General features: G+C 73.4%; 17 protein-coding genes. 9 read left to right on the top strand and 8 right to left on the bottom strand.

From position 1 onward, the window contains the following. Positions 1-188 precede the first annotated feature (188 nt). Positions 189-746, top strand: coding sequence for a GNAT family N-acetyltransferase (locus ACFC1R_RS28665; RefSeq protein WP_375943426.1), 558 nt, complete (start codon positions 189-191; stop codon positions 744-746). A gap of 24 nt (positions 747-770) precedes the next feature. Here ACFC1R_RS28665 and ACFC1R_RS28660 read toward each other — a convergent pair whose 3' ends face one another. Genes ACFC1R_RS28660 through ACFC1R_RS28640 form a run of 5 tightly spaced genes read right to left on the bottom strand, consistent with a single transcriptional unit; the run spans position 771 to position 6,333 of the window. Further along, positions 771-2,081, bottom strand: a complete 1,311-nt coding sequence (locus tag ACFC1R_RS28660; protein ID WP_375943424.1) for a DUF58 domain-containing protein — start codon at positions 2,079-2,081, stop codon at positions 771-773. Between the two features lie 40 nt (positions 2,082-2,121). Continuing rightward, positions 2,122-3,120, bottom strand: a complete 999-nt coding sequence (locus ACFC1R_RS28655; protein WP_375943422.1) for an AAA family ATPase — start codon at positions 3,118-3,120, stop codon at positions 2,122-2,124. Continuing rightward, complete coding sequence (locus ACFC1R_RS28650; protein ID WP_375943420.1) at positions 3,117-4,349, bottom strand: DUF4350 domain-containing protein; 1,233 nt, start codon at positions 4,347-4,349, stop codon at positions 3,117-3,119. The genes ACFC1R_RS28655 and ACFC1R_RS28650 overlap by 4 nt, the downstream gene beginning before the upstream one ends. After that, positions 4,346-5,053 (bottom strand): DUF4129 domain-containing protein, encoded by a 708-nt coding sequence (locus tag ACFC1R_RS28645; RefSeq protein ID WP_375943418.1) that lies wholly within the window; start codon positions 5,051-5,053, stop codon positions 4,346-4,348. The genes ACFC1R_RS28650 and ACFC1R_RS28645 overlap by 4 nt, the downstream gene beginning before the upstream one ends. A gap of 5 nt (positions 5,054-5,058) precedes the next feature. Next, positions 5,059-6,333: a hypothetical protein gene (locus tag ACFC1R_RS28640; protein WP_375943416.1), complete on the bottom strand. Its 1,275-nt coding sequence runs from the start codon at positions 6,331-6,333 to the stop codon at positions 5,059-5,061. 252 nt (positions 6,334-6,585) lie between these two features. Here ACFC1R_RS28640 and mtrA point away from each other — a divergent pair, with 252 nt between their 5' ends. The 3 genes from mtrA to ACFC1R_RS28625 all read left to right on the top strand — a co-directional run bounded on the left by mtrA (position 6,586) and on the right by ACFC1R_RS28625 (position 11,528). Further along, on the top strand, positions 6,586-7,263 hold the full coding sequence (gene mtrA / locus ACFC1R_RS28635; RefSeq protein WP_045303502.1) for an MtrAB system response regulator MtrA: 678 nt from the start codon (positions 6,586-6,588) through the stop codon (positions 7,261-7,263). Between the two features lie 70 nt (positions 7,264-7,333). Continuing rightward, on the top strand, positions 7,334-9,568 hold the full coding sequence (mtrB, locus tag ACFC1R_RS28630) for an MtrAB system histidine kinase MtrB (RefSeq protein WP_375943431.1): 2,235 nt from the start codon (positions 7,334-7,336) through the stop codon (positions 9,566-9,568). After that, entirely contained in the window at positions 9,540-11,528 is a 1,989-nt protein-coding gene (locus ACFC1R_RS28625) for an LpqB family beta-propeller domain-containing protein (protein ID WP_375943413.1), read from the top strand. The genes mtrB and ACFC1R_RS28625 overlap by 29 nt, the downstream gene beginning before the upstream one ends. A 42-nt stretch (positions 11,529-11,570) precedes the next feature. Here the strand turns inward: ACFC1R_RS28625 and ACFC1R_RS28620 are convergent, their stop codons facing one another. Beyond that, positions 11,571-12,500: a ComF family protein gene (locus tag ACFC1R_RS28620; protein WP_375943411.1), complete on the bottom strand. Its 930-nt coding sequence runs from the start codon at positions 12,498-12,500 to the stop codon at positions 11,571-11,573. 389 nt (positions 12,501-12,889) lie between these two features. Between ACFC1R_RS28620 and hpf the strand changes: the two genes are divergently transcribed. Together hpf and ACFC1R_RS28610 are read left to right on the top strand one after the other, a co-directional pair. Beyond that, on the top strand, positions 12,890-13,594 hold the full coding sequence (gene hpf / locus ACFC1R_RS28615; protein ID WP_045303500.1) for a ribosome hibernation-promoting factor, HPF/YfiA family: 705 nt from the start codon (positions 12,890-12,892) through the stop codon (positions 13,592-13,594). Positions 13,595-13,818: 224 nt separating this feature from the next. Continuing rightward, entirely contained in the window at positions 13,819-14,586 is a 768-nt protein-coding gene (locus tag ACFC1R_RS28610) for a response regulator (protein WP_375943409.1), read from the top strand. A gap of 20 nt (positions 14,587-14,606) precedes the next feature. On the opposite strand, the gene ACFC1R_RS28605 is transcribed toward ACFC1R_RS28610, so the two are convergent. Then, entirely contained in the window at positions 14,607-15,770 is a 1,164-nt protein-coding gene (locus tag ACFC1R_RS28605) for a winged helix-turn-helix domain-containing protein (RefSeq protein WP_375943407.1), read from the bottom strand. Positions 15,771-15,854: 84 nt separating this feature from the next. Between ACFC1R_RS28605 and ACFC1R_RS28600 the strand changes: the two genes are divergently transcribed. Together ACFC1R_RS28600 and secA are read left to right on the top strand one after the other, a co-directional pair. After that, positions 15,855-16,217: a hypothetical protein gene (locus tag ACFC1R_RS28600; protein ID WP_375943405.1), complete on the top strand. Its 363-nt coding sequence runs from the start codon at positions 15,855-15,857 to the stop codon at positions 16,215-16,217. A 189-nt stretch (positions 16,218-16,406) separates the two neighbouring features. After that, positions 16,407-19,187: a preprotein translocase subunit SecA gene (gene secA, locus ACFC1R_RS28595; protein WP_375943403.1), complete on the top strand. Its 2,781-nt coding sequence runs from the start codon at positions 16,407-16,409 to the stop codon at positions 19,185-19,187. Positions 19,188-19,448: 261 nt separating this feature from the next. Here secA and ACFC1R_RS28590 read toward each other — a convergent pair whose 3' ends face one another. Then, positions 19,449-20,030, bottom strand: coding sequence for an Rv3235 family protein (locus ACFC1R_RS28590; RefSeq protein ID WP_375943401.1), 582 nt, complete (start codon positions 20,028-20,030; stop codon positions 19,449-19,451). A 332-nt stretch (positions 20,031-20,362) separates the two neighbouring features. On the opposite strand from ACFC1R_RS28590, the gene ACFC1R_RS28585 reads away from it, so the two are divergent. After that, complete coding sequence (locus ACFC1R_RS28585; protein ID WP_375943399.1) at positions 20,363-21,682, top strand: patatin-like phospholipase family protein; 1,320 nt, start codon at positions 20,363-20,365, stop codon at positions 21,680-21,682. Positions 21,683-21,729 lie beyond the last annotated feature (47 nt).

Below are 21,729 nucleotides of genomic sequence, written 5' to 3'. Positions count from 1 at the left end.
CAGGGGGGACCCTGTGGGAGAGTAGGACGCCGCCGAACAATCATTCGAGAAAGCCCCTTCCCGGGAGACCGGGGAGGGGCTTTCCGCATTTCCGGGCGAGATGGTCCGGGAACGGGGTGGCGAGGCGGACGGGAATCGGCGGTGTTAGATGGCCGGGAAGCCCTGGATCCGTGGATTTGGAGTCTGTGATGCTCAGCCACCCTCTCGTGCCCGGCGCGGAGCTGCGTGCCCTGGAACCCTGGTGTGCCGAGGAGTTCTTCGCGTTCGTAGAGCGGGCGCGCGAGTACCTGGCGCCCTGGATTCCGTGGGCGACCAGCATCACCGACGTGGACGGTGCACGGCGATGGTTGCGGTACTGCGCCGAGGAGCAGGCCAGGGACGAAGGCCGGATCTATGGGATCTGGCTGGACGGGGAATTGGTCGGCGGGGTGGTGTTCCAGAGCTTCAGGGCGCGGGCCGGGGTCTGTGAAGTGGGCGCCTGGCTGGCACCGGAGGCAGCGGGGCGGGGGCTGGTGACCGCGGCGGTGCGGCGGATGATCGAGTGGGCCTTCGTGGAGCGGGGGATGGCCCGGGTCGAGTGGCGCACCGAGCCGGCGAACCTGCGGAGCGTCGCGGTGGCCAGGCGGTTGGGGATGGTGCGCGAGGGTCTGCTGCGGCAGGTGTTCCGGTTCCACGACGGTCGCCGGGACCTGGAGATGTGGTCGCTGCTGGCCTCGGAGTACGAGGCGCCGACGAGCGTGGCGTGAGGGCTGGGAGGCGGGGGAGACGGCTCAGAGCCGTCCGGCGGCCTTGAGTGCGAGGTAGGCGTCGGCGAGGGCCGGGGGCAGGGTGGCCGGCGGCGCGTCCAGGACGGTGACGCCGTGGCGGGTGAGGCGCTCCGCGGTGCGGCGGCGGTCGGCGCGGGTCTGCTCGGCGGCGGCGGCGCCGTACACGTCCTGGACGGTGCCCCGGGCGGTGGCGAGCTCGTCCAGGCGCGGGTCGGCGACGGAGGCCAGGAGGACCTCGTGGCGCCGGGTCAGCAGCGGGAGCTGGGGGAGCAGGCCCTCCTCGACCGGGCGGGCGTCGAGACCGGTGATCAGCACGATCAGTGAGCGGCGCGGGGCCATCCGCAGGGCGCACGCGGTGAGTGCGCGCATGTCGGTTTCGAGCAGGGCGGGTTCGAGGCCGGCCATCGCGTTGGTGAAGGCGGGCAGGACCTCGTTCGGCGAACGGCCGATGACACTGCCGCGCCGGTGCAGGTCGTGGGCGAGCAGGTCGACCCGGTCGCCGGCCCGGGTGGCGAGTGCGGTGAGCAGCAGTGCGGCGTCGAGGGCGGCGTCCAGGCGCGGGGCGTCGCCGACGCGTCCCGCGCTGGTGCGGCCGGTGTCGAGGACGACGAGGATGTGCCGGTCGCGCTCGGGCCGCCAGGTGCGGACGGCGACGGTGTTGCGGCGGGCGCTGGCCCGCCAGTCGATCGAGCGGACGTCGTCGCCGGGCAGGTACTCCCGCAGCGAGTCGAACTCGGTGCCCTGACCGCGCGCCAGCACCGAGGTGCGGCCGTCGAGTTCACGCAGGCGGGCGAGCCGGGAGGGCAGGTGCTTGCGGCTGGTGAAGGGCGGCAGCGCGCGCAGGGTCCAGGGGACGTGGTGGGAGCCCTGGCGTCCGGCCAGGCCGAGCGGGCCGAGGGAGCGTACGGTCACCCGGTGGGCGTGGTGGTCGCCGCGCCGGGTGGGGGCGAGCGGGGTGGTGAGCCGGCGGCGTTCACCGGCGGGGATGGTGAGGGCGTGCCGGGAGCCCGCGAAGGCGGTGCCGGGGCGCCAGGCGGACGGCGGCCAGGCGTCGCGGAGTTGGGCCCGGAGCGGCCGCCCGGACGGGTTGGTCACGGTGAGTTCGACGGTGGCGGCCTCGCCGAGCCGGACGGTGGTGTCGCCGCTCCGCTCGAAGCGCAGGGTGCGGACCGGAGCGGCGAGCGCCAGGTCGGCGAGGACGCCGAGGAGTACGGGCAGGGTGACCGTGCCGATCCCCGCCCAGGAGGGCAGCAGGAGGCCCACGACGAGCGCGCCGAGCGCGACGAGCAGGGCGGTGCGGCCGGTCAGGGCCATGGGGTGTACTCCCTTGGTGGTGCTGCTGGTTGAGGAGTGGTCAGCGCGGCGCGGGGGTCTGGGCGAGGACGGCCTGGATGACGGAGTCGGCGGTGACGCCCTCCATCTCGGCCTCGGCGCGCAGCTGGATGCGGTGCCGCAGGGTGGGCAGGGCGAGGGCCTTGACGTCGTCGGGGGTGACGTAGTCGCGGCCGGCCAGCCAGGCCCAGGCGCGGGAGGTGTTCAGCAGGGCGGTGGCGCCGCGCGGGGAGACGCCGATGGAGAGCGAGGGGGACTGCCGGGTGGCCCGGCAGATGTCCACGATGTAGGCGAGCACCTCGGGGGAGACGGTCAGCTTGGCGATCAGGGCCTGGGCGGCGGCGACGTCGGCGGGACCGGCGACCGGGCGGACGCCGGCGGCGGCGAGGTCGCGCGGGTCGAACCCGGCCGCGTGCCGGGTGAGGACCTGGAACTCCTGGTCGCGGTCGGGCAGCGGGAGGACCAGCTTGAGCAGGAAGCGGTCCAGCTGGGCCTCGGGCAGGGGGTAGGTGCCCTCGTACTCGACCGGGTTCTGGGTGGCGGCGACGAGGAAGGGGACGGGCAGCCGGCGGGGTTCGCCGTCGACGGTGACCTGGCGCTCCTCCATGGCCTCCAGCAGGGAGGACTGGGTCTTCGGGGGAGTGCGGTTGATCTCGTCCGCGAGCAGCAGGTTGGTGAAGACCGGTCCCGGCTGGAAGGAGAACTCGGCGGTGCGGGCGTCGTAGACGAGCGAGCCGGTGACGTCGCCGGGCATCAGGTCGGGGGTGAACTGGATCCGCTTGGTCTCCAGGCTGAGCGCCGTGGACAGGGTGCGGACCAGCAGTGTCTTGGCCACGCCGGGGACGCCTTCGAGCAGGACGTGGCCGCCGCAGAGCAGGGCGACGACCAGCCCGGTGACGGCGGCGTCCTGGCCGACCACGGCCTTGGCGATCTCGGCACGCAGGGCGGTGAGAGCGGCGCGGGGGTCGTCGGAGGCCGCCGGGGCCGTCGCGGGTGCCGGGGTGGAGACCTGTTCGGTCACGGCTGTCGTACCTGCCTTTCCAGGGCATCGAGGTCGTCGGTGAACCGCACCAGGGCGGCGTCGTCGGTGGGTGGGGTGCCGTACAGCAGCGCGTGGACCTCGGTGGCGGGCCGTCCGAGTCGGTCGGCGACGGCGGCGCAGAGCGCGGTGGGGTCCGGTTCGCCCGCGGTGAGCGGTACGCCCAGGGCGGGGGCGAGCCGGTGCCGGGCGGCCTGGCGGAGCGCGTCGGCGGCGCGGCCGCGGGCCTTGGCGCGCCGGTAGAGGCGGGCCCGGCCCTCGGTGGTCTCGGTGGCGCGGACCACGACGGGGAGGTTCTCGGTGACCACGGGCCCGAGGCGGCGGCCGCGCCAGAAGGCCGCGAGCAGTGCGGCGAGGGCGAGTTGGAGGCCGGCCCAGGTCCAGCCCTCGGGGATGTAGTCGGTGAGGGTGCGCTGCGGCCCCGCGGCGGTGCCGTCGCCGGACCGGGCCGCGGCGGCGTAGTCGGGGAGGTACCAGACCAGCTGGTGGCGGGAGCCGAGCAGGCTCAGGCCGAGGGCGGCGTTGCCGTCCTCGTCGAGCCGCTCGTTGGTCAGCAGGCGGCCGGAGCCGAGGACGACGAGCTCGCGCGAGCCGGGGTCGGTGTGCCGGACCAGCGGGTAGGCGCCGAGCCTCGGGTAGCAGCCGATGTCGTCGGCGCCGGGCCGGTAGAGCAGGCCACCGAGTTCGGCGTGGCCGGCCAGGGTGGCCTCGGGGAGGGGGCAGTCCGCGGGGACGCCGGCGGAGCCGGCGCTCTTCGGTATGCCGTTGGCGGTGGTCGCCAGGGTGATGCCGGGGGTGAAGGCGGCGAGCGCGGCGGCCTCGGGCGAGATCAGTACCAGGCGGCTGTCGCTGCCCCGCCGGATCTGTGCCAGTCGGCGGAGTTGAGTTGTCGTCAGCAGGTCGGGTTCGGGGAGGACCACGGTGCTGCCGGGTTCGGCGAGTGCGTCGGCCAGGGCGTCCTCGGTATCCACCGTACGGGTCGTCAGGCCCTGCTTCTCCAGCAGGTGGACAACCGCGCGGGCGCCGTCGCGGTCGGGGGAGCGCGGGTCCAGCGGCGGGTACTGGCCCGGGCTGCCGAGGCCGGCGGCCAGCAGGCCGACGAGCAGCAGCAGGACTGCGGAGAGCAGGAACCAGCGTACGCGCAGCCAGAGTTGACGGCCGGTCGGGGAGGTGCTGCCGGTCGTCCCGGCGCGGGTGGCGGTGAGCGTCATGCGGTGCCTCCGCCGGTCGGTGCGGGGACCGGTGCGGTCGGTGCGGTCGTCCCGGTGAGCACGGGCGTGGCCCGCTGGAGGGCCCGGTCGAGGTCGAGCAGCAACTGGTAGGCGCTCCGGTCGGCGGTCCGGTCCCCGTAGGCGATGCCGTCGAAGGTGCGGGCGGCGTCGGCCAGCGCGGCGGTGTGCGCGGGCAGGGCGCGGCCGGCCTCGGCGGCGGCCTCGTCGGCGGTGCGCCCGGGGCGCACGTCGAGGATGGTGCGCTCCTCCAGGGCTCGGACCAGGGCGCGCATCTGCTCCCGGACGGCGGCGGACCACTCGTCCGCGGCGGCGTGTGCGGCTGCGGCGCTGCGGTGCTGGGCGGCGGTGCGCGGCCCTTCGGCGGTGAACAGGGCCGCGGCGCTCTGGACCCGGCGGCGGGGGGCGCCCAGGCGCCACCACAGGGCGGCGCCGATCAGCACCGCCACCACCAGGAAGAACAGCAGGCCGGTGACACCGCTGCTGCCCACGGAGCCGACCTGCGACAGCGCGCGGCCGAGCTGGTCCTGGATCCAGGTCATCAGCTGCTGCAGCAGGCTCGGGTCGTGCTGGTGGTAGACGGGGTTGAGGAGCTCCCGGCGGGCGTCGTCGCGGGCCGGGTCGCGTGGGACGGTGACCGGGGCGCCGCTCGCGAGCAGCAGCGCCCCTTCCCCCCAGATGGGCATCTCTGTCAGATCCTCTGCGGTCCGCCCGGGGCGGTCGGGCCCTGCGGACCGGTGGGACCGGACCCGTCGGTGCCGCCGAACTCCGGCAGACCGGCGGCGCGGGCCAGTTCGATGTCGAGGGCCTCGCGGCGGATCCGCTGGTCGACGTAGAGCAGGACGTTCACGCCGGCCAGTACCGGAATGGTGATGGTGGAGACCAGAGTGCCGCCGATGGCGAGGCTGGCCAGCATCGCGGGCGGGGCGCCGGCTATCGCGCCGAACGGTCCGCCCGGCGTGCCGGAGGTGTCCGGGGCCAGCAGCATGCCGATCACGAGGAACGGCATCGCGACGATCGAACCGACGATGCCGATCACGAGGCGGCTGATCAGGGTGACGCCGAAGATCCGCCACCACGAGCCCTTGACGAGCCGCCGGGAGCGCGCGAGCGCGGTCAGCACGCCCTGCCTCTCCAGCATCAGCGCGGGCGCGGCCAGGCTGAGCTGGATGCCGAGCCAGAGCGCGACCGGGAGGGCTGCCAGGACCGGCAGGAACAGCAGTGCGATCTGCCCGGGGTCGGGGTTGCCGCCGATCAGCACGGCTATCAGCGGTACGCAGCCCAGCAGGATGACCCCGGCGATGATCAGGCTGGTCAGGAAGGTGACCCCGGCCAGCTTCAGCAGCTGCGGCCGGGCGTCCCGCCACACCTCGCCCAGGGTGGTCGAGCGACCCAGGACGGCCTTGCTGACCACCATGGTCAGCAGGCCGGCCGCGATGATGCCCAGCACGAAGCTGACCGGGTAGGTGGCGAACAGCGCGACGACCGGGCCGGCGGTGTGGGGCGACTCGTACGCCCACCACTGGGCGAGCGCGGAGAGCGTCTGCTCCAGGGCGGCCACGCCGAAGGACAGGCCGACGGCGGTCCGCCAGTGGCGGCGCACGGTGGAAACGGCGCCGTCCAGGATCTCGCCGATGCCGAGCGGGCGCAGCGGGATGACGCCGGGCTTGGGGCTGGGCGGCGCGCCCCAGCCGGGGTGGTAGCCGCCGGGGCCGGGCTGTGGGCCCCACCCGGGCTGTGGGCCCCACCCGGGCTGCGGGCCCGGTGCGGCGCCGTACGGGCCGGGGGCGCTCCAGCCCTGTGGCGGTACGGCCTGCGGCGGGATCTGCGGGGCGGTCGGCTGTGCGGTGCCCGGCTGCGGGGTGCCCTGCTCCGGTGCGGGGGTCGAGGGTGGTGCCGACGGCCCGGTGGCCTCATGCGGTGGCTCGGGCGAGCCGGGCGACGCCCAGCCCGGGGTGTCGGTCATCACTGCTCCTCGTAGCGGCTCTGCGGAAGATCACGGGTGCTCGTGTGACCACCGAGCGGTACCCTGTGGCGCCCATCGTGCCATGGTGGTGCCATCGTCCCCAGAGGTGTTCCCCTTGCTGATCGACAACGGCCCGTGCGACCTGCACGGCCTGCGAACTTTGCGACGATATGACCGAGTTGGCGGGGTGCTCCACGCCGAAATGGCACGGCTGTGCGGCACGTCACAATCCCGTAATGAGAGGATGGACGCATGAAGGGACGCGTCCTCGTCGTTGATGACGACACCGCACTGGCCGAGATGCTCGGCATCGTGCTGCGTGGTGAAGGTTTTGAACCGTTTTTCGTCGCGGATGGGGACAAGGCGCTAGCCGTGTTCCGGGAGACCAAGCCCGACCTGGTGCTCCTCGACCTGATGCTGCCCGGCCGGGACGGCATCGACGTCTGCCGGCAGATCCGCTCGGAGTCCGGCGTGCCGATCGTCATGCTCACGGCCAAGACCGACACGGTGGACATCGTGGTCGGCCTGGAGTCCGGTGCCGACGACTACGTCACCAAGCCGTTCAAGCCCAAGGAGCTGGTGGCCCGGGTGCGTGCCCGGCTCCGCCGTGCCGAGGAGCCCACCCCGGAGCAGCTGACCATCGGCGACCTGGTCATCGACGTGGCCGGTCACTCGGTCAAGCGGGACGGCCGGGGCATTCCGCTGACCCCGCTGGAGTTCGACCTGCTGGTCGCGCTCGCCCGCAAACCGTGGCAGGTGTTCACCCGCGAGGTGCTGCTGGAGCAGGTCTGGGGCTACCGGCACGCCGCCGACACCCGGCTCGTGAACGTCCACGTGCAGCGCCTCCGGTCCAAGATCGAGAAGGACCCCGAGCGGCCCGAGATCGTGGTGACCGTCCGCGGTGTCGGCTACAAGGCCGGGCCCAGCTGACGTGACGTACGACGCTGACGACACCCCGTCGGGCTCAGCCGCCGACGGGGACGCCGCTGTGCCCGGGGCCGTGCTGAGCTCGACCGTCCAGGGCCGGGGGCCCCGGCGCGGTCCGGCCGCCCTGCTGGCCCTGGTGGCGCGTCAGTTCCGGCGCCCGGTGCACCGGGTGCTCGCGCTGTACCGCCGCTCCATCCAGGTGCGGGTGGTCGCCGCGACGCTGCTGCTCTCGCTGGCCGTGGTGCTGGTGCTCGGCGTGGTGGTGGTCGCGCAGGTCCGCACCGGGCTGCTGGACGCGAAGAAGCACTCCGCGCAGGGCCAGGCCATCGGCGGCTTCCAGATCGAGCAGGAGAAGATCAACGAAGCCATCAACCTGCAGGCCAAGGCCGGGACCGGCGGCGAGTCGACCGCCGACGAGCTCAGCACCTGGCTGATCAAGCAGGTCTCGGACCTCGCCAGCGGCGGCACGGGCGTCTACTCGGTGATCGCCCTGGTCCCGACCACCGACCAGGAGGAGGCCGCCCCCAGCGCCGGACTGCGCGGGGCCTGGTACTCCGGCAACATCCTGCCCAGCAGCATCCCGGCCCAGCTGCGCCGTGACGTGGCCGCCGACCCCTCGGTCGCGCACGAGAAGGTCACCGACATCCAGCGCGGCGACGGCGGTCCGTCCTACAGCGAGCCCGGCCTGGTCATCGGCAAGCAGTTCACCGGACCGGACGGCCGGCCGTACCAGCTCTACTACGTCTTCTCCTTCGGCCAGGAGACCAAGACCCTCGGCCTGGTCACCGGCACCCTGGCGACCGCCGGGGTCTTCGTGGTGATCCTGCTCGGCGGGATCGCCTGGCTGGTGGTCCGTCAGGTCGTCACCCCCGTGCGGATGGCCGCCGGGATCTCCGAGCGGGTCGCCGCCGGGCACCTGGAGGAGCGGATGAAGGTGACCGGGACGGACGACATCGCCCGCCTCGGCGACTCCTTCAACCGGATGGCCAACGGCCTGCAGGCGCAGATCCGCCAGCTGGAGGAGCTCTCCCGGGTGCAGCGGCGCTTCGTCTCGGACGTCTCGCACGAGCTGCGCACCCCGCTCACCACCGTCCGGATGGCCGCCGACCTGATCTACGACAGCCGCGAGGACCTCGATCCGATGGCGGCCCGCTCCGCCGAGCTGCTCCAGGACCAGCTGGACCGCTTCGAGTCGCTGCTGGCCGACCTGCTGGAGATCAGCCGGTTCGACGCGGGCGCCGCGCTCCTGGACGCCGAGCCGGTGGACCTGCGCGACATCGTGACCCGGGTGGTGGAGGCCGCCGACCCGCTGGCCCAGGCCAAGGGCAGCGCGGTGGTCATCCGGGGCGCCGAGGACCCGGTGGTCGCCGAGGTGGACTCCCGGCGGATCGAGCGCATCCTGCGCAACCTGGTGGTCAACGCGCTGGAGCACGGCGAGGGCCGGGACGTGGTCATCCGGCTCGGCTCGGCCGAGGGCGCGGTCGCGATCGGCGTCCGGGACTACGGCATCGGACTCAAGCCGGGTGAGGCGTCCCGGGTCTTCCACCGCTTCTGGCGCGCGGACCCGTCCCGGGTGCGGACCACCGGCGGCACCGGTCTGGGCCTGTCGATCGCGGTCGAGGACGCCCATCTGCACGGCGGCTGGCTCCAGGCCTGGGGCGAGCCGGGCGGCGGCTCGCACTTCCGGCTCACCCTGCCCCGCACCAGGGGCGGCGAGGTCGGCCGGGCCCCGTTCCGCCTCGAACCCGAGGACTCCCGGCACAACCTCGGCCTGGGCGCCCGGGGCACCCCGTACCGGCGGACCGCGCGTCCTTCGGGGGCGACCGCGCTGACCGCTTCGGACGAGGGCGTCGGCGCCGCTCCGGCGGTACCGGAGACACCCGAGACCCCGGAGGGCGGCCTGAGCAGCTTCGGCAGCGGTCTGGGCGGGGTGCTGAACATCGGCCCGGGGCTTGGCAAGCTGCCGTCGGCGCCGGTCTCGGACCCTTCCGACGTCCGCGCCGCCTCGGCGGGATACGGTGCCACCGGCGCCCACGTGGTGGTGGACCGGCCGCTGGTCCGTCCGGCGGCACAGGAGCCCGAGACGGACGACGGCGTCGTGGACGACGACGGTGCGGACGGTGCGGCTGCGAACGGCGCGGCTGTGGACGACAGCGCAGCGGACAACGGCGCAGCGGACGGCTCCGCTGCGGGTCGTGGGTCAGCGGAGAGCAGCGGTTCAGCTGGGCACGGCGCCGACAGGAACGGTGCTGCGGACGGCGATACGGAGGGGGCGCGGCATGGCAGGGACGGACGGCAGGACGACTGAGGCTCGCCTCGGTGCCACCGCTTCGCAGACCGACGCCGCCGGGCCGGGAGCCGGGACAGCAGCCGGACCGGCCGGTGCACGCGGTCGGATACCCGGCCTCCACGGCCCCCGGGCCGCCCGCCGGCTCGGTTGGTCGGCGACGGCCGGGCTGACCGCGCTGCTGGTCAGCGGCTGTGTCGCGATGCCCGGCGACGGTCCGTCCGAGCGGGTGGAGGTGCTGCAGGCAGCCGGGGCGGAGAACCTCCAGGTCCGGGTCTTCCCGGTGGGGCCGCACCCGGGCGAGGACCTGGCCGGTCTGCTGACCGGTTTCCTGGACGCCTCGAACGCGGACGAGCCCGACTACGCCACCGCGTCCAAGTACCTGACCGCGTCCGCGCGCAGCCAGCACCGCTGGCGGCCGGAGGCGGGCGTGACGGTGCTGGCCAAGAGCCCCAGCCGGACGATCAGCGCGCCCAAGCCCGACGACCTGAGCATCGACGTCCCGGTCACCGGGGTCAAGGTCGGGCAGATCGACGCGGCGCACACCTACCGGGTGGTGGCGAACGAGCCGTACCAGGAGAAGTTCACCTTCGTGAAGGAGAAGGAGGGACCGGACAAGGGGGAGTGGCGGATCGATCAGCTGCCGGACGGCCTGATCGTGGACCAGACCAACTTCCGGAACGGCTACCGGGCCACCCACCGCTACTTCTACGCGGCCGCCGACCCGTCGGTGGCCACCCGGCAGCAGCCGGTCCTGGTGCCCGACCCGATCTACCTGCGGCGTCGGACCGACCCGCTGACCGCCGCCGCCCGAGCGCTGGCCGACGGCCCCTCGGCCTGGCTGGGCAAGGCGGTGTACTCGGCCTTCGACGGCGCGAAGCTGGTCGGCGACGTCTCGGTGAGCGACAGCCGGGTGATCTCGGTCAAGGTGAACGTCCCCGACTTCGGCGCCCAGCCGAAGCTCTGCCAGCAGATGGCCGATCAGCTCTACTTCACCCTGCTCGACCAGCAGGGCAAGGGGCAGATCGAGCGGCTCGACCTGAACGGGGTCAAGGGCGGCTGCTCGCAGAACGCCTCGCAGGCCCAGGCCGTCGCCCCCGGCAGCCTGGCCGCCGGCCCGGCGCAGGGCCTGCCGCAGGCGTACTACCTGTCGGACACCGGCAAGCTGATGCAGACCCAGGGCAGCGGCGAGGGCACGCCGGTGCTCGGCGACCTCGGGCAGCCGAGGGCCGGTCAGACACCGGTCGGATCGGTCGCGGTGCGGCGGGACGGCAACATGGCGGCGGCCGTCAGCAGTGACCAGCGGCAGCTCTTCGTGGCCGGGCTCGGCGCGAACGAGCGGCTGGGCACTCCGGTCGTCACCAGCGCCGCCACCTCGCCGAACCAGGGCCTGACCTCGCTCAGTTGGGACGGCCGTCAGGACCTGTGGCTGGTCGACCGCGACCCGGCGGCCGCCAAGGTGCTGATGGTGCGCGGCCGTTCGGTGGTCCCCGTCGCGGTCGGCGAGCTCGGCGGACGTACCGTGCAGTCGCTCAAGATCGCCTCGGACGGGGTGCGGGCGGCGCTCGTCCTGGCGGACAGCTCCGGTGCGCGGACGCTGATGGTGGGACTGGTGGTGCACTCGGGCACACCGGCCAAGCCGGAGGCGCGGATCACCGGTCTGCGGCCGGTGGCGCCGCTGCTCAGCGAGATCGCCTCGGTCTCCTGGGCGGACACCGACCAGCTGCTGGTGCTCGGCAAGGAGCCGGGCAAGCTCCAGCAGCTGCACTACGTGGGTACGGACGGTTCGCAGAACACCGACTCCCCGCTCCAGGGCGGCGAGTCGATGATCTCGGTCTCGGCCTCGGAGGCCCGCTCGGGCGACCAGGCGCTGCCGGTGCTGGCGGTCTCGAAGGACAGCGAGATCTACCGGCTCCAGGGCAGCCAGTGGCGCGAGGCCGCACCGCAGCATCACGGCACCTCCTTCACCTACCCGGGCTGACGTCGGCTACCCGGCCGACGGCGGCTACCCTGCCGACCGCGGCTACCCGGGCCGAGCAGCAGGCCCTCGGCTGCCGGGGGCCGTGGCCGCGCCGCCGGTCGAGCAGGGCTCCGCACCCTGCGGAGCGCGCCGGACGGTGGCGGCCACGGTCGCGGCGGCCGACGGCGGGTGGCCGGCCGCGCCCAGTGCACGGGCGGCCTCGGCGAGGCTCGCCCCGGTGGTGACCAGGTCGTCCACCAGGATCGGCCGACCGCCCGTCAACCGGGTGGCCAGGCGCGCCGGTACCGCGAGCGCGCCGTGCAGGTTCCGCCGCCGCTCGACGGCGCTCAGCCCGGACTGGTCGGCGACGGCCCGCCCGTGCCGCAGGACGGGAGCGACCGCGGCCCGCAGACCGCCCCGGCGCAGCTCCCGGGCCGCCGCGCGGGCCAGCCGCAGGGTCGGGTCGTGCCCGCGGGCCCGGACGGCCCGCCGGGTGGAGGGCACCGGCACCAGCAGGACGGCCCCGGCGTCCGCCCCGGGTACGGGCTCCGCGGTGCAGTGGCCGAGCGCTGCGCGGACCGCGACGGCGAGTGCCCCGCCGAGCGGCCCGGCCAGGGAGAGCGCGCCGCGCTCCTTGTGGGCGAGCAGCAGCTGCCGCACCGGGTCGGCGTACGGCGCGGCGGCGTACAGCGGTGGCAGCCCGGTCGGTGGCGGCCGCGGACCCGCGGGCGCGGCGCGGGCGGCCTGCAGGACGGCCCGGCAGGACGGGCAGAGGGGGCTGTGCCCGGTCCGGCAGCCCGCGCAGTGGGCCGGGAGCAGCAGGTCCAGGAGGTCGCGGAGGGGGGAGCGGAACAGAGGACGGAACGGAGGGTGGAACAGGGAGCGGAACGAAGAGCCGACGGCGGAGGCGGAACCTGCGGCGGGGACGGCGAGCGGGGCGCCGGCTGGGCCGGTTGCGGGAACGGTGGCGTGATGGGGAACGAGATCCGGCACGACTCCTCCCTAGGGCTTCCGGGAGCGGAGACTGGGCCTTACGGTGGACGCCCCCGGCGTCGTTGTCCAGCCGTTTACCGTCGTTTCACCCGCAAGAGGGTAAACAAGGTAAAACAGCCGGACCGGCGACACCACGCCGCTACCTTGTTCGACTGGGGAGGCGAAATCCCCTCCGTGGGTGTTCGATAAGGCTCCAAGGGGTTTCAAGCGTTCCTGGTGGGGAGGAAGTGAGGTGAGGGCCAGTCGCGATGGCCGCCCTCGGTGACGGGGGCACCTCCCGGCGGAAGCCGGCAGAGGAGGGGCGGCAGAGACGGGCTGGTCCGGCTGGGTCTCAGCCCGATCCGGTGAGCACTCCGGGTCGGCGTCAGCACGAGGGATCGGAGTTCTGCGTGGACATCGTCGTCAAGGGCCGCAAGACCGAGGTGCCCAAGAGGTTCCGCGAGCACGTGGCCGAGAAGCTGGAGAAGGTCCAGAGGTTCGACGGCAAGGTGATCAGCCTCGACGTCGAGGTGTCCAAGGAGCACAACCCGCGTCAGGCCGACCGGTCCGAGCGGGTGGAGATCACCCTCCGTACCCGTGGCCCGGTGATCAGGGCCGAAGCCGCCGCTGGTGACCCGTACGCGGCGCTCGACCTGGCCTCGGCCAAGCTGGACGCGCAGCTGCGCAAGTCCGCCGACCGCCGTCGGGTGCACAAGGGCGGTACCGGCGGCCGCACTCCGATCAGTGTCGCGGAGGCGACGGCCGCACTGGCGGCGCTCCCCGAGACGGCACCGGCCGGCGGGGCGGCCAACGGCGCGGTCCGCAAGACCATGATGGGATCCCTGGAGGTGGAGGGCGACGGACCGCTCGTCGTCCGCGAGAAGACGCACCCCGCCGCGCCCATGTCGCTGGATCAGGCGCTGTACGAGATGGAGCTCGTCGGCCACGACTTCTACCTGTTCGTGGACAAGGACAGCGGGCTGCCGAGCGTGGTCTACCGCCGGCACGGCTACCACTACGGTGTCATCCACCTGGAGCCCAACGGCGCGGCCGTCGGAGAGATCGGCGGCGTCGGCGGGGCCGGCGGCGCGATCGGTGAGCCGGACGAGGACTGACCCCGGCCGGTAGCGGCGCCCACGGCCGCCGACAACGGCACACACGCCGGCAGTGGCAGGGAGCCGCCGCCGGTACAACGGAACAGATCGACAGTCCGGGTGACCCCGGCGGCCACGGCCGCCGGGGTCACCCGGCTGGGCGGTCCGACGTCGGAGGGTGACCGGGCGGTGGCCGCGCCGTGGAATGATTGCCCGGACACTGACCGACGAGGGGGGAGGAGCGGATGGGGGATCACTTCAGGCCCGGTGCGGGGGGAGGCATCGGCGCCGGGCAGGGCCGGGAGCGGCTGGGGGAGTTCGCGGCGCCGGAGTGCCCGACGGCCCAGGCGGAGCCGATTCGGGTCCTGGTGGTCGACGACCACGCACTGTTCCGCCGCGGCCTGGAGATCGTGCTGGCCGAGGAGGAGGACATCAAGGTCATCGGCGAGGCCGGGGACGGCGCCGAGGCCGTGCTGAAGGCCGCCGACCTGCTGCCCGACATCATCCTGATGGATGTCCGGATGCCGCGGCGCAGCGGTATCGAGGCCTGCACCGCGATCAAGGACGTGGTGCCCAGCGCCAAGATCATCATGCTGACGATAAGCGACGAGGAAGCCGACCTCTACGAGGCGATCAAGGCCGGAGCCACCGGTTACCTGCTCAAGGAGATCTCCACCGACGAGGTCGCCACCGCGATCCGGGCGGTGGCCGACGGCCAGTCGCAGATCAGCCCGTCGATGGCCTCCAAGCTGCTCACCGAGTTCAAGTCGATGATCCAACGGCGTTCCGACGACCGGGAGTTGGTTCCGGCGCCCCGGCTCACCGACCGGGAGCTGGAGGTGCTCAAGCTGGTGGCGACCGGGATGAACAACCGGGAGATCGCCAAGGAGCTGTTCATCAGCGAGAACACCGTGAAGAACCACGTCCGGAACATCCTGGAGAAGCTGCAGCTGCACTCCCGGATGGAGGCCGTGGTCTACGCGATGCGGGAGAAGATCCTCGAAATAGGCTGACCGCCGGTCCGCCTGCCGCGCTACTGCGCCAACAGCCGGTCCAGGGCGGGCCGCAGCCGTTCGTCGGCCAGGGCCTCGACCCGGACGGCGTCGCAGCCCACCCACTCGGCGGCCTCGCGCAGTGCCCCGGCCAGCGCCTCGACGTGCTTCGGCGCGTCCAGTGAGACCTGGCGTGCCACCAGCGTCCGCCCCTCGCGGGCCGGGTCGACCCGGCCGACCAGGCGGCCGCCCGCCAGCAGCGGCATGGCGAAGTACCCGTGCACCCGCTTGTGCCTGGGGGTGTACGCCTCCAGCCGGTGCGCCATGCCGAAGATCCGCTCGGTCCGGGCGCGGTCCCAGATCAGCGAGTCGAAGGGGGACAGCAGCGTCGTGCGGTGCCGCCCGCGCGGCTCGCCGGCCAGGGCCGCCGGGTCGGCCCAGGCGGGCGCGTCCCAGCCGGCCACCTCGACCGGCACCAGGGGGGAGTCGGCCAGCGCCGAGTCGACCTGGTCGGCCCTGAGCCGGTGATAGTCCATCAAGTCGGCCCTGGTGGCCACCCCGAGGGCGGCGCCGGCCTGGGCGACCAGCCGGCGCAGGCACTCGGCGTCGGTCAGCTCCTGGCCGAACAGGTCGGCCGGGACGGCCTGTTCGGCCAGCTCGTACACCCGCTTCCAGCTGCGCCGCTCGGTGCAGACCACGTCGCCGAAGGCCAGCGCCCGTTCGACCGCGATCTTGGTGTCGGACCAGTCCCACCACTCGGAGGTCTTCTTGGCCCCGCCCAACTCGGTGGACGTGAGCGGGCCCTCGGCGCGCAGCTTGTCCAGCACGTGCCGGTACGTCTGCGGGGCCACCTGGTGGCCCCAGAGGTGGCCGCGCTCGCGGTAGCGGCGGCGCCGGAAGGCGAACAGCGGCCACTCCTCCACCGGCAGGATGCAGGCCGCGTGCGACCAGTACTCGAAGGTGCTCTCCGCGCCCCAGTAGGCCGACTCGACGGCGGTGCGGCCCACCGCGCCCAGCCGTGCGTACGGGACCAGTTCGTGCGAGCGGGCTAGCACGGAGATGGTGTCCAGCTGCACCGCGCCCAGGTGCCGCAGCACCCCGCGCACCCCGGCCCGGCGATCCGGGGCGCCGAGCAGCCCCTGGGCCCGCAGGGCGATCCGGCGGGCCTGGTCGGCGGAGAGCGTCGTGGCAGGGGTCGAGGTCATGCCCGCGAGCCTAGAACGGGGCACTGACACCGCCGGAGTCGGCGGCGATACCCTGAGCCCACCGGACAGAGGGGGAGATGGGACGTGGGTTGGCTGTGGGCGCTGATCCCCGCCGTGGTCGTCGGCGGGGGCTGGGTCGAGCGGAACGTGCGGGGTGCGCTGAGGACCAGGCACAAGCGGAAGTTGGAGCTGCTGCGGATCGCGGACCGGCAGCGGCGCGAGCTGGAGGCGGCGAAGCGGCCGCCGGAGCCGATCTGCGGCTGCACCCACCACCTCGCCAAGCACGACCGGACCGGCCGCTGCCACGAGCAGGTCGAGTGCCCGGCGGCCTGGGACGCGGACCGGAAGCCGGTGCGGTACGAGCCGAGGCCGTGCAACTGCCAGCAGTACATCGGCCCGGAACCGCTGGGCACCGTCTTCGCGGCCGAGTTGATCGATCCTCGCTGAACTTCCTTCAGCGGTGCCCCTTTTGCCCCTGAGCATGCCGCTAGGGGGCATTCCTCTTCCGGGTGACACGGGAATACCGTGCTGACGCACCTCCCAAGCCGTTGGCCTCCTCGCATACGATGGCCCGTACGGTGGGGTGTCCCACCTCGCAGTAAGTCCAGAGCCGATCCAGGCAAGGAGCCCGCTCAAGTGTCCGTCTTCGACAAGATCCTGCGCGCAGGCGAAGGCAAGATCCTTCGCAAGCTGCAGCGGATTGCTGCCCAGGTCAATTCCATCGAAGAGGACTTCGTCAACCTCACGGACGACGAGCTGCGCGCACTGACCGACGAGTACAAGCAGCGCCTCGCCGACGGCGAGAGCCTGGACGACATCCTGCCCGAGGCGTTCGCGACCGTCCGCGAGGCGGCGAAGCGCGTCCTCGGCCAGCGGCACTACGACGTCCAGCTGATGGGCGGCGCGGCCCTGCACTTCGGCTACGTCGCCGAGATGCGCACCGGTGAGGGCAAGACCCTGGTCGGCACCCTGCCCGCCTACCTCAACGCGCTGACCGGCAAGGGCGTCCACCTGATCACCACCAACGACTACCTCGCCGAGCGCGACTCGGAGTGGATGGGCCGGGTGCACCGCTTCCTCGGCCTCGAGGTCGGCGTGATCCTCGGCAACATGTCGCCCGCCGAGCGCAAGCGCCAGTACGCCTGCGACATCACGTACGGCACCAACAACGAGTTCGGCTTCGACTACCTGCGCGACAACATGGCCTGGTCGCAGGACGAACTGGTCCAGCGCGGCCACAACTTCGCGGTGGTCGACGAGGTCGACTCGATCCTCATCGACGAGGCCCGTACTCCGCTGATCATCTCCGGCCCGGCCGACCAGGCGACCAAGTGGTACGCCGACTTCGCCAAGCTGGTGCTGCGCCTCAAGATCGACCGTGACTACGAGGTGGACGAGAAGAAGCGCACCGTCGGTGTGCTGGAGGAGGGCGTCGGCCGGGTCGAGGACTACCTCGGCATCGACAACCTCTACGAGTCGGTGAACACCCCGCTGGTCGGCTTCCTGAACAACGCCATCAAGGCCAAGGAGCTCTACAAGCGCGACAAGGACTACGTCGTCATGAACGGCGAAGTCATGATCGTCGACGAGCACACCGGCCGTATCCTGGCCGGCCGCCGCTACAACGAGGGCATGCACCAGGCGATCGAGGCCAAGGAGGGGGTGGAGGTCCAGAACGAGAACCAGACGCTGGCCACCATCACCCTGCAGAACTTCTTCCGCCTGTACGACAAGCTGTCCGGCATGACCGGTACCGCCACCACCGAGGCGGCCGAGTTCCACCAGATCTACAAGCTCGGCGTGGTGCCGATCCCGACCAACAAGACGCCGCTGCGCATCGACCAGCCCGACCTGATCTACAAGTCGGAGCCGGCCAAGTTCGCCGCCGTGGTCGAGGACATCGTCGAGAAGCACGAGAAGGGCCAGCCGGTGCTGGTCGGCACCGTGTCGGTCGAGAAGTCCGAGTACCTCTCCCAGGAACTGAGCAAGCGCGGCGTCCCGCACGAGGTGCTGAACGCCAAGCACCACGAGCGCGAGGCGCTGATCATCGCGCAGGCCGGCCGCCGGGGCGCCGTCACCGTCGCCACCAACATGGCCGGCCGCGGTACGGACATCATGCTCGGCGGCAACGCTGAGCACCTCGCCGCGGCCGAGCTGGCCCAGCGCGGTATCACCCCGGAGGCGCCGGAGGAGTACGACGCCGCCTTCCCGGGCGCGCTGGAGAAGGCCAAGGCGGCCGTCAAGGCCGAGCAGATCGAGGTCCAGGAGCTCGGCGGCCTGTACGTCCTGGGCACCGAGCGGCACGAGTCCCGCCGGATCGACAACCAGCTGCGCGGCCGCTCCGGCCGTCAGGGAGACCCGGGCGAGTCCCGGTTCTACCTCTCGCTCGGTGACGACCTGATGCGGCTCTTCAAGGCCGGCATGGTCGAGCGCGTGCTCTCGATGGCCAACGTGCCCGAGGACGTGCCGATCGAGTCCAAGATGGTGACGCGCGCGATCGCCTCCGCGCAGACCCAGGTCGAGCAGCAGAACTTCGAGATCCGCAAGAACGTCCTCAAGTACGACGAGGTGCTCAACCGCCAGCGCGAGGTCATCTACGCCGAGCGCCGCCGCGTCCTGGAGGGCGAGGACCTGCAGGAGCAGGTCGGCCACTTCATGGACGACACCGTCGAGGCGTACGTCACCGCCGCGACCGGCGAGGGCTTCGAGGACGACTGGGACCTGGAGAAGCTCTGGGCCGCCCTCAAGCAGCTCTACCCGATCACCCTCGACCTGGAGGAGCTGGAGGAGGAGGCCGGCGGTCAGGCCGGGCTCACCCCCGAGTTCCTCACCCGGGTCCTGCAGGAGGACATCCAGGCCCAGTACGGCGCCCGCGAGGACCAGCTCGGTGCGGAGATCATGCGCGAGCTGGAGCGCCGGGTCGTCCTCTCGGTGCTCGACCGCCGCTGGCGCGAGCACCTCTACGAGATGGACTACCTGCAGGAGGGCATCGGCCTGCGGGCGATGGCGCAGCGCGACCCGCTGGTCGAGTACCAGCGCGAGGGCTTCGACATGTTCACCGCGATGATGGAGGGCATCAAGGAGGAGTCCGTCGGCTACCTGTTCAACCTGGAGGTCCAGGTCGAGCAGCAGGTCGAGGAGGTCCCGGTCGAGGACCAGGCGATCGAGGAGACCAGCGCGCTGCTGGAGAAGCTCGCCAAGGACTCCGGCGTCGCCCGCCCCGAGATCAAGGCCAAGGGTCTGGAGGCCCCCAAGCCGCAGCGTCTGCACTACACCGCTCCCACGGTGGACGGCGACGAGACGGTCATCGAGGGCGACTTCGACGAGTCCGGTGCGGACGGTGACGGCGACGGCCTCACCCGGGCCGAGCGCCGCAAGGCCGCGAAGGCGGCCAAGGGGCGTCGCCGCAAGGCCTGACGCCTCGCCGAGTCCGGCTCTTCCGGGGCGCCACTTCCCGCACGTGCGGGAAGTGGCGCCCCGCGGCGTCTGCGGGGTCCGCCACGTCTGCGGGGTCGTGCCCGGGCGGACGGGTGACCGGGCTGCTCTTCGGGCGCGGGAGAGCTCGTGGGCGGCCGGTGCGGACCCGGGAGCGGGCCGGCCGCGCCCCTCGGCGGTGGCTCGCCCGGCCCGGACCCCGGCCCCGGGCCCCCTGCTCCGGGCCCCCTGTTCCGGGAGCGGTCAGCGGGCTTCGACGGCGGCGCACTGCCACTGGTCGGTCCGGCGGTGCTGTTCGAGGCGGAAGGCGACCATGTGGTGGCGGTGCCCGAACTCCACCCGGACGCAGACCTCCAAGGCGCCGGGCCCCGGTGCGGAGTCGTAGACCCGTCCGAGCCGGTGGCCGACGACCCGGCCGCGCGGACGCAGCGGGCCGCTCCTGACCAGGGCGGTGAGCTGCTGGTAACCGGGAACGGTGGTGTGCCGCTGGAGCTGCCCGGCCGGGCGGCGGCCGGTGAGGACCTCGACCAGCCGGTGCGCGAAGCGGGCGGCCAGCTCGCTGTGGCCGCCGCCGTGCGCCGGGGCGCAGGCGGAGCGCGGGTGGCGCGGCCGACGCGGCTCGCTCGGGGTGCGGGTCGGAGCGGGGACCGGTACGCGTGCGGGGCCGCCCGGGACGGCGGGCGAGGGGGCGGGCGCCGGTGCGGTGCAGGACCGCGGGTGCGGGAGCGGTCGGCGGGTGTGCGGGTGTCCGGGGGCGTGGACCAGGGGGCGTACGCGCGGAGCGCGGAGCGTCGCGAGCTGCGGGACGGCTGCGGGCTCGACCATGGGCGGTACCTCCGGCGGACGGGTGTCGGTGGACGGCGGGGCCTGTCGGAGACCTTGGTACCCGGGCCGCCGGGGGCTGGGCAATCACCCGTCGGCGCGCGGCGAGGGCGCGCGCCGAGTCACCTATCCGGGTGATGTCCCTTGCGGTTCGCGGGCTCCGGGGCCGGTCGTGCGGGCCGTTGGTTGACGTCGGAGGGCGGCCGGCGGCGCTCGAAGGGGGACGTACGCTGGGTGGCATTCGCGGCGCGGGCCGGGTGCCGTACCGGGTGTACCGGCCGGTAGCCGGGAGTATCGGGGGAAAGCGATCCGGAGACCGGAGAGGCGGCAGCGGAATGGTGACTCAGCCATCGGCCGAGTCGGCAGGGGCGGCGGGGACGGCGGGGCCGGTGAAGGCCTCCGGTGCGTCCTCGACGGCGGCTGCCACCGCACGGTCCGGTCCCGAGCGGACCAGGGGGGAGCGAGGCGCCGCGGAGGTCGACGGCGGCCCCGGCGGTCTCGGCGGAACTGACGGCACCGACGGCACCGGGGTCGACCGGGGGCGGCGCCCGGCGGTCGGGCTGGACCGGGTGTCGGTGAACGGCGCCCTGGTGGATGTCGTCGCGCGGAGCGGCACCGCGCCGGCCGTCCTCGGGGCGGACGGCGTCCGGCGTGGCCTGGTGCTCGGCGGCGGCGGCATGCTGGGCGCGGCGTGGACCATCGGGGCGCTCTGCGCGATTGAGGAGAGCACCGGCTGGCAGCCCGGCCGTGCGGAGGTGATCCTCGGGACGTCCGCCGGTTCGATCCTGGGCACGATGCTGGCTGCCGGGGTGCGGGCCGAGGAACTGCGGGACCACCAGCGCGGCCTGCCGATCCGTACCGGACCGCTGGCCGGGGTGGAGTTCGACTACGACACCGCCGTCGGCGGCGCGCTGCCGCCGCGCCCCCGTCCGGGGATCGGCTCTCCCGGTCTGCTGCGGGACGCCGTCCGGCACCCGCGCGAGTACCCGTTCCTGACCATGGTCTCGGCCGTGGTGCCGACCGGCCGCGGCTCGGTGGCGCCGGTGGGCGAGCTGGTGCGGGGACTGGTCGACGAGGACGGCTGGCCGCTCGGGTCCGGTCTGCGGGTCGCCGCGGTGGACTACCGCACGGGCCGCCGGGTGGTCTTCGGCGACCCGGACGCGCCGGAGGCCGACGTGGCCCAGGCGGTGATGGCGTCCTGCGCGATCCCCGGCTGGTTCGCACCGGTGGACGTGGCGGGCAGCCCGTACGTGGACGGCGGCTGCTGGTCGGCCACCAACGCCGACCTGATGGCCGAACGCGAACTGGACGAGGTGTACGTGCTGGCGCCGATGGCACTGCGGCCCGCGTGGGCGGGTCCGGCGCGGGTGGACGCGGGACGCGGCACGGTCGCCGCGCTGCGCGAGTGGCGGGACCGGGACCGCCCGAAGGGCGTGCTGGCCCAGCTGGTCAGCCGCTACCGCCGCGCCGTGACCCGGCAGATGCTCCGTGAGGCCCGCCGCCTGCGGGATTCGGGCGTCCGGGTGCGGCTGCTGGCACCGACCCTGGAGGACCTGGCGGTGATGGGGCCGAACATGATGGATCCGGCCCGCCGTCCGGAGGTCCTGGAGACCGCGCTGCGGACCAGCCGGTCGGCGCTGACCGCCGTTCGGTGACCCTCGGCCGACGGGCGTCGGGCACGCCGCCGTCCGGGCAGCCGCTC

Source organism: Kitasatospora sp. NPDC056138, from assembly GCF_042264695.1.
Taxonomy (GTDB): Bacteria; Actinomycetota; Actinomycetes; order Streptomycetales; family Streptomycetaceae; genus Kitasatospora.
The sequence above is the reverse complement of the archived record's forward strand: the minus strand, read 5'-3'. Positions and strand labels throughout refer to the sequence as shown.

Coding starts and splice junctions, on each gene's coding strand:
- ACFC1R_RS28665 (WP_375943426.1), top strand. CDS start 189: ATGCTCAGCCACCCTCTCGTGCCCGGCGCGGAGCTGCGTGCCCTGGAA.
- ACFC1R_RS28660 (WP_375943424.1), bottom strand. CDS start 2,081: ATGGCCCTGACCGGCCGCACCGCCCTGCTCGTCGCGCTCGGCGCGCTC.
- ACFC1R_RS28650 (WP_375943420.1), bottom strand. CDS start 4,349: ATGACGCTCACCGCCACCCGCGCCGGGACGACCGGCAGCACCTCCCCG.
- ACFC1R_RS28645 (WP_375943418.1), bottom strand. CDS start 5,053: ATGCCCATCTGGGGGGAAGGGGCGCTGCTGCTCGCGAGCGGCGCCCCG.
- ACFC1R_RS28640 (WP_375943416.1), bottom strand. CDS start 6,333: ATGACCGACACCCCGGGCTGGGCGTCGCCCGGCTCGCCCGAGCCACCG.
- mtrA (WP_045303502.1), top strand. CDS start 6,586: ATGAAGGGACGCGTCCTCGTCGTTGATGACGACACCGCACTGGCCGAG.
- ACFC1R_RS28625 (WP_375943413.1), top strand. CDS start 9,540: ATGGCAGGGACGGACGGCAGGACGACTGAGGCTCGCCTCGGTGCCACC.
- ACFC1R_RS28610 (WP_375943409.1), top strand. CDS start 13,819: ATGGGGGATCACTTCAGGCCCGGTGCGGGGGGAGGCATCGGCGCCGGG.
- ACFC1R_RS28605 (WP_375943407.1), bottom strand. CDS start 15,770: ATGACCTCGACCCCTGCCACGACGCTCTCCGCCGACCAGGCCCGCCGG.
- ACFC1R_RS28590 (WP_375943401.1), bottom strand. CDS start 20,030: ATGGTCGAGCCCGCAGCCGTCCCGCAGCTCGCGACGCTCCGCGCTCCG.
- ACFC1R_RS28585 (WP_375943399.1), top strand. CDS start 20,363: ATGGTGACTCAGCCATCGGCCGAGTCGGCAGGGGCGGCGGGGACGGCG.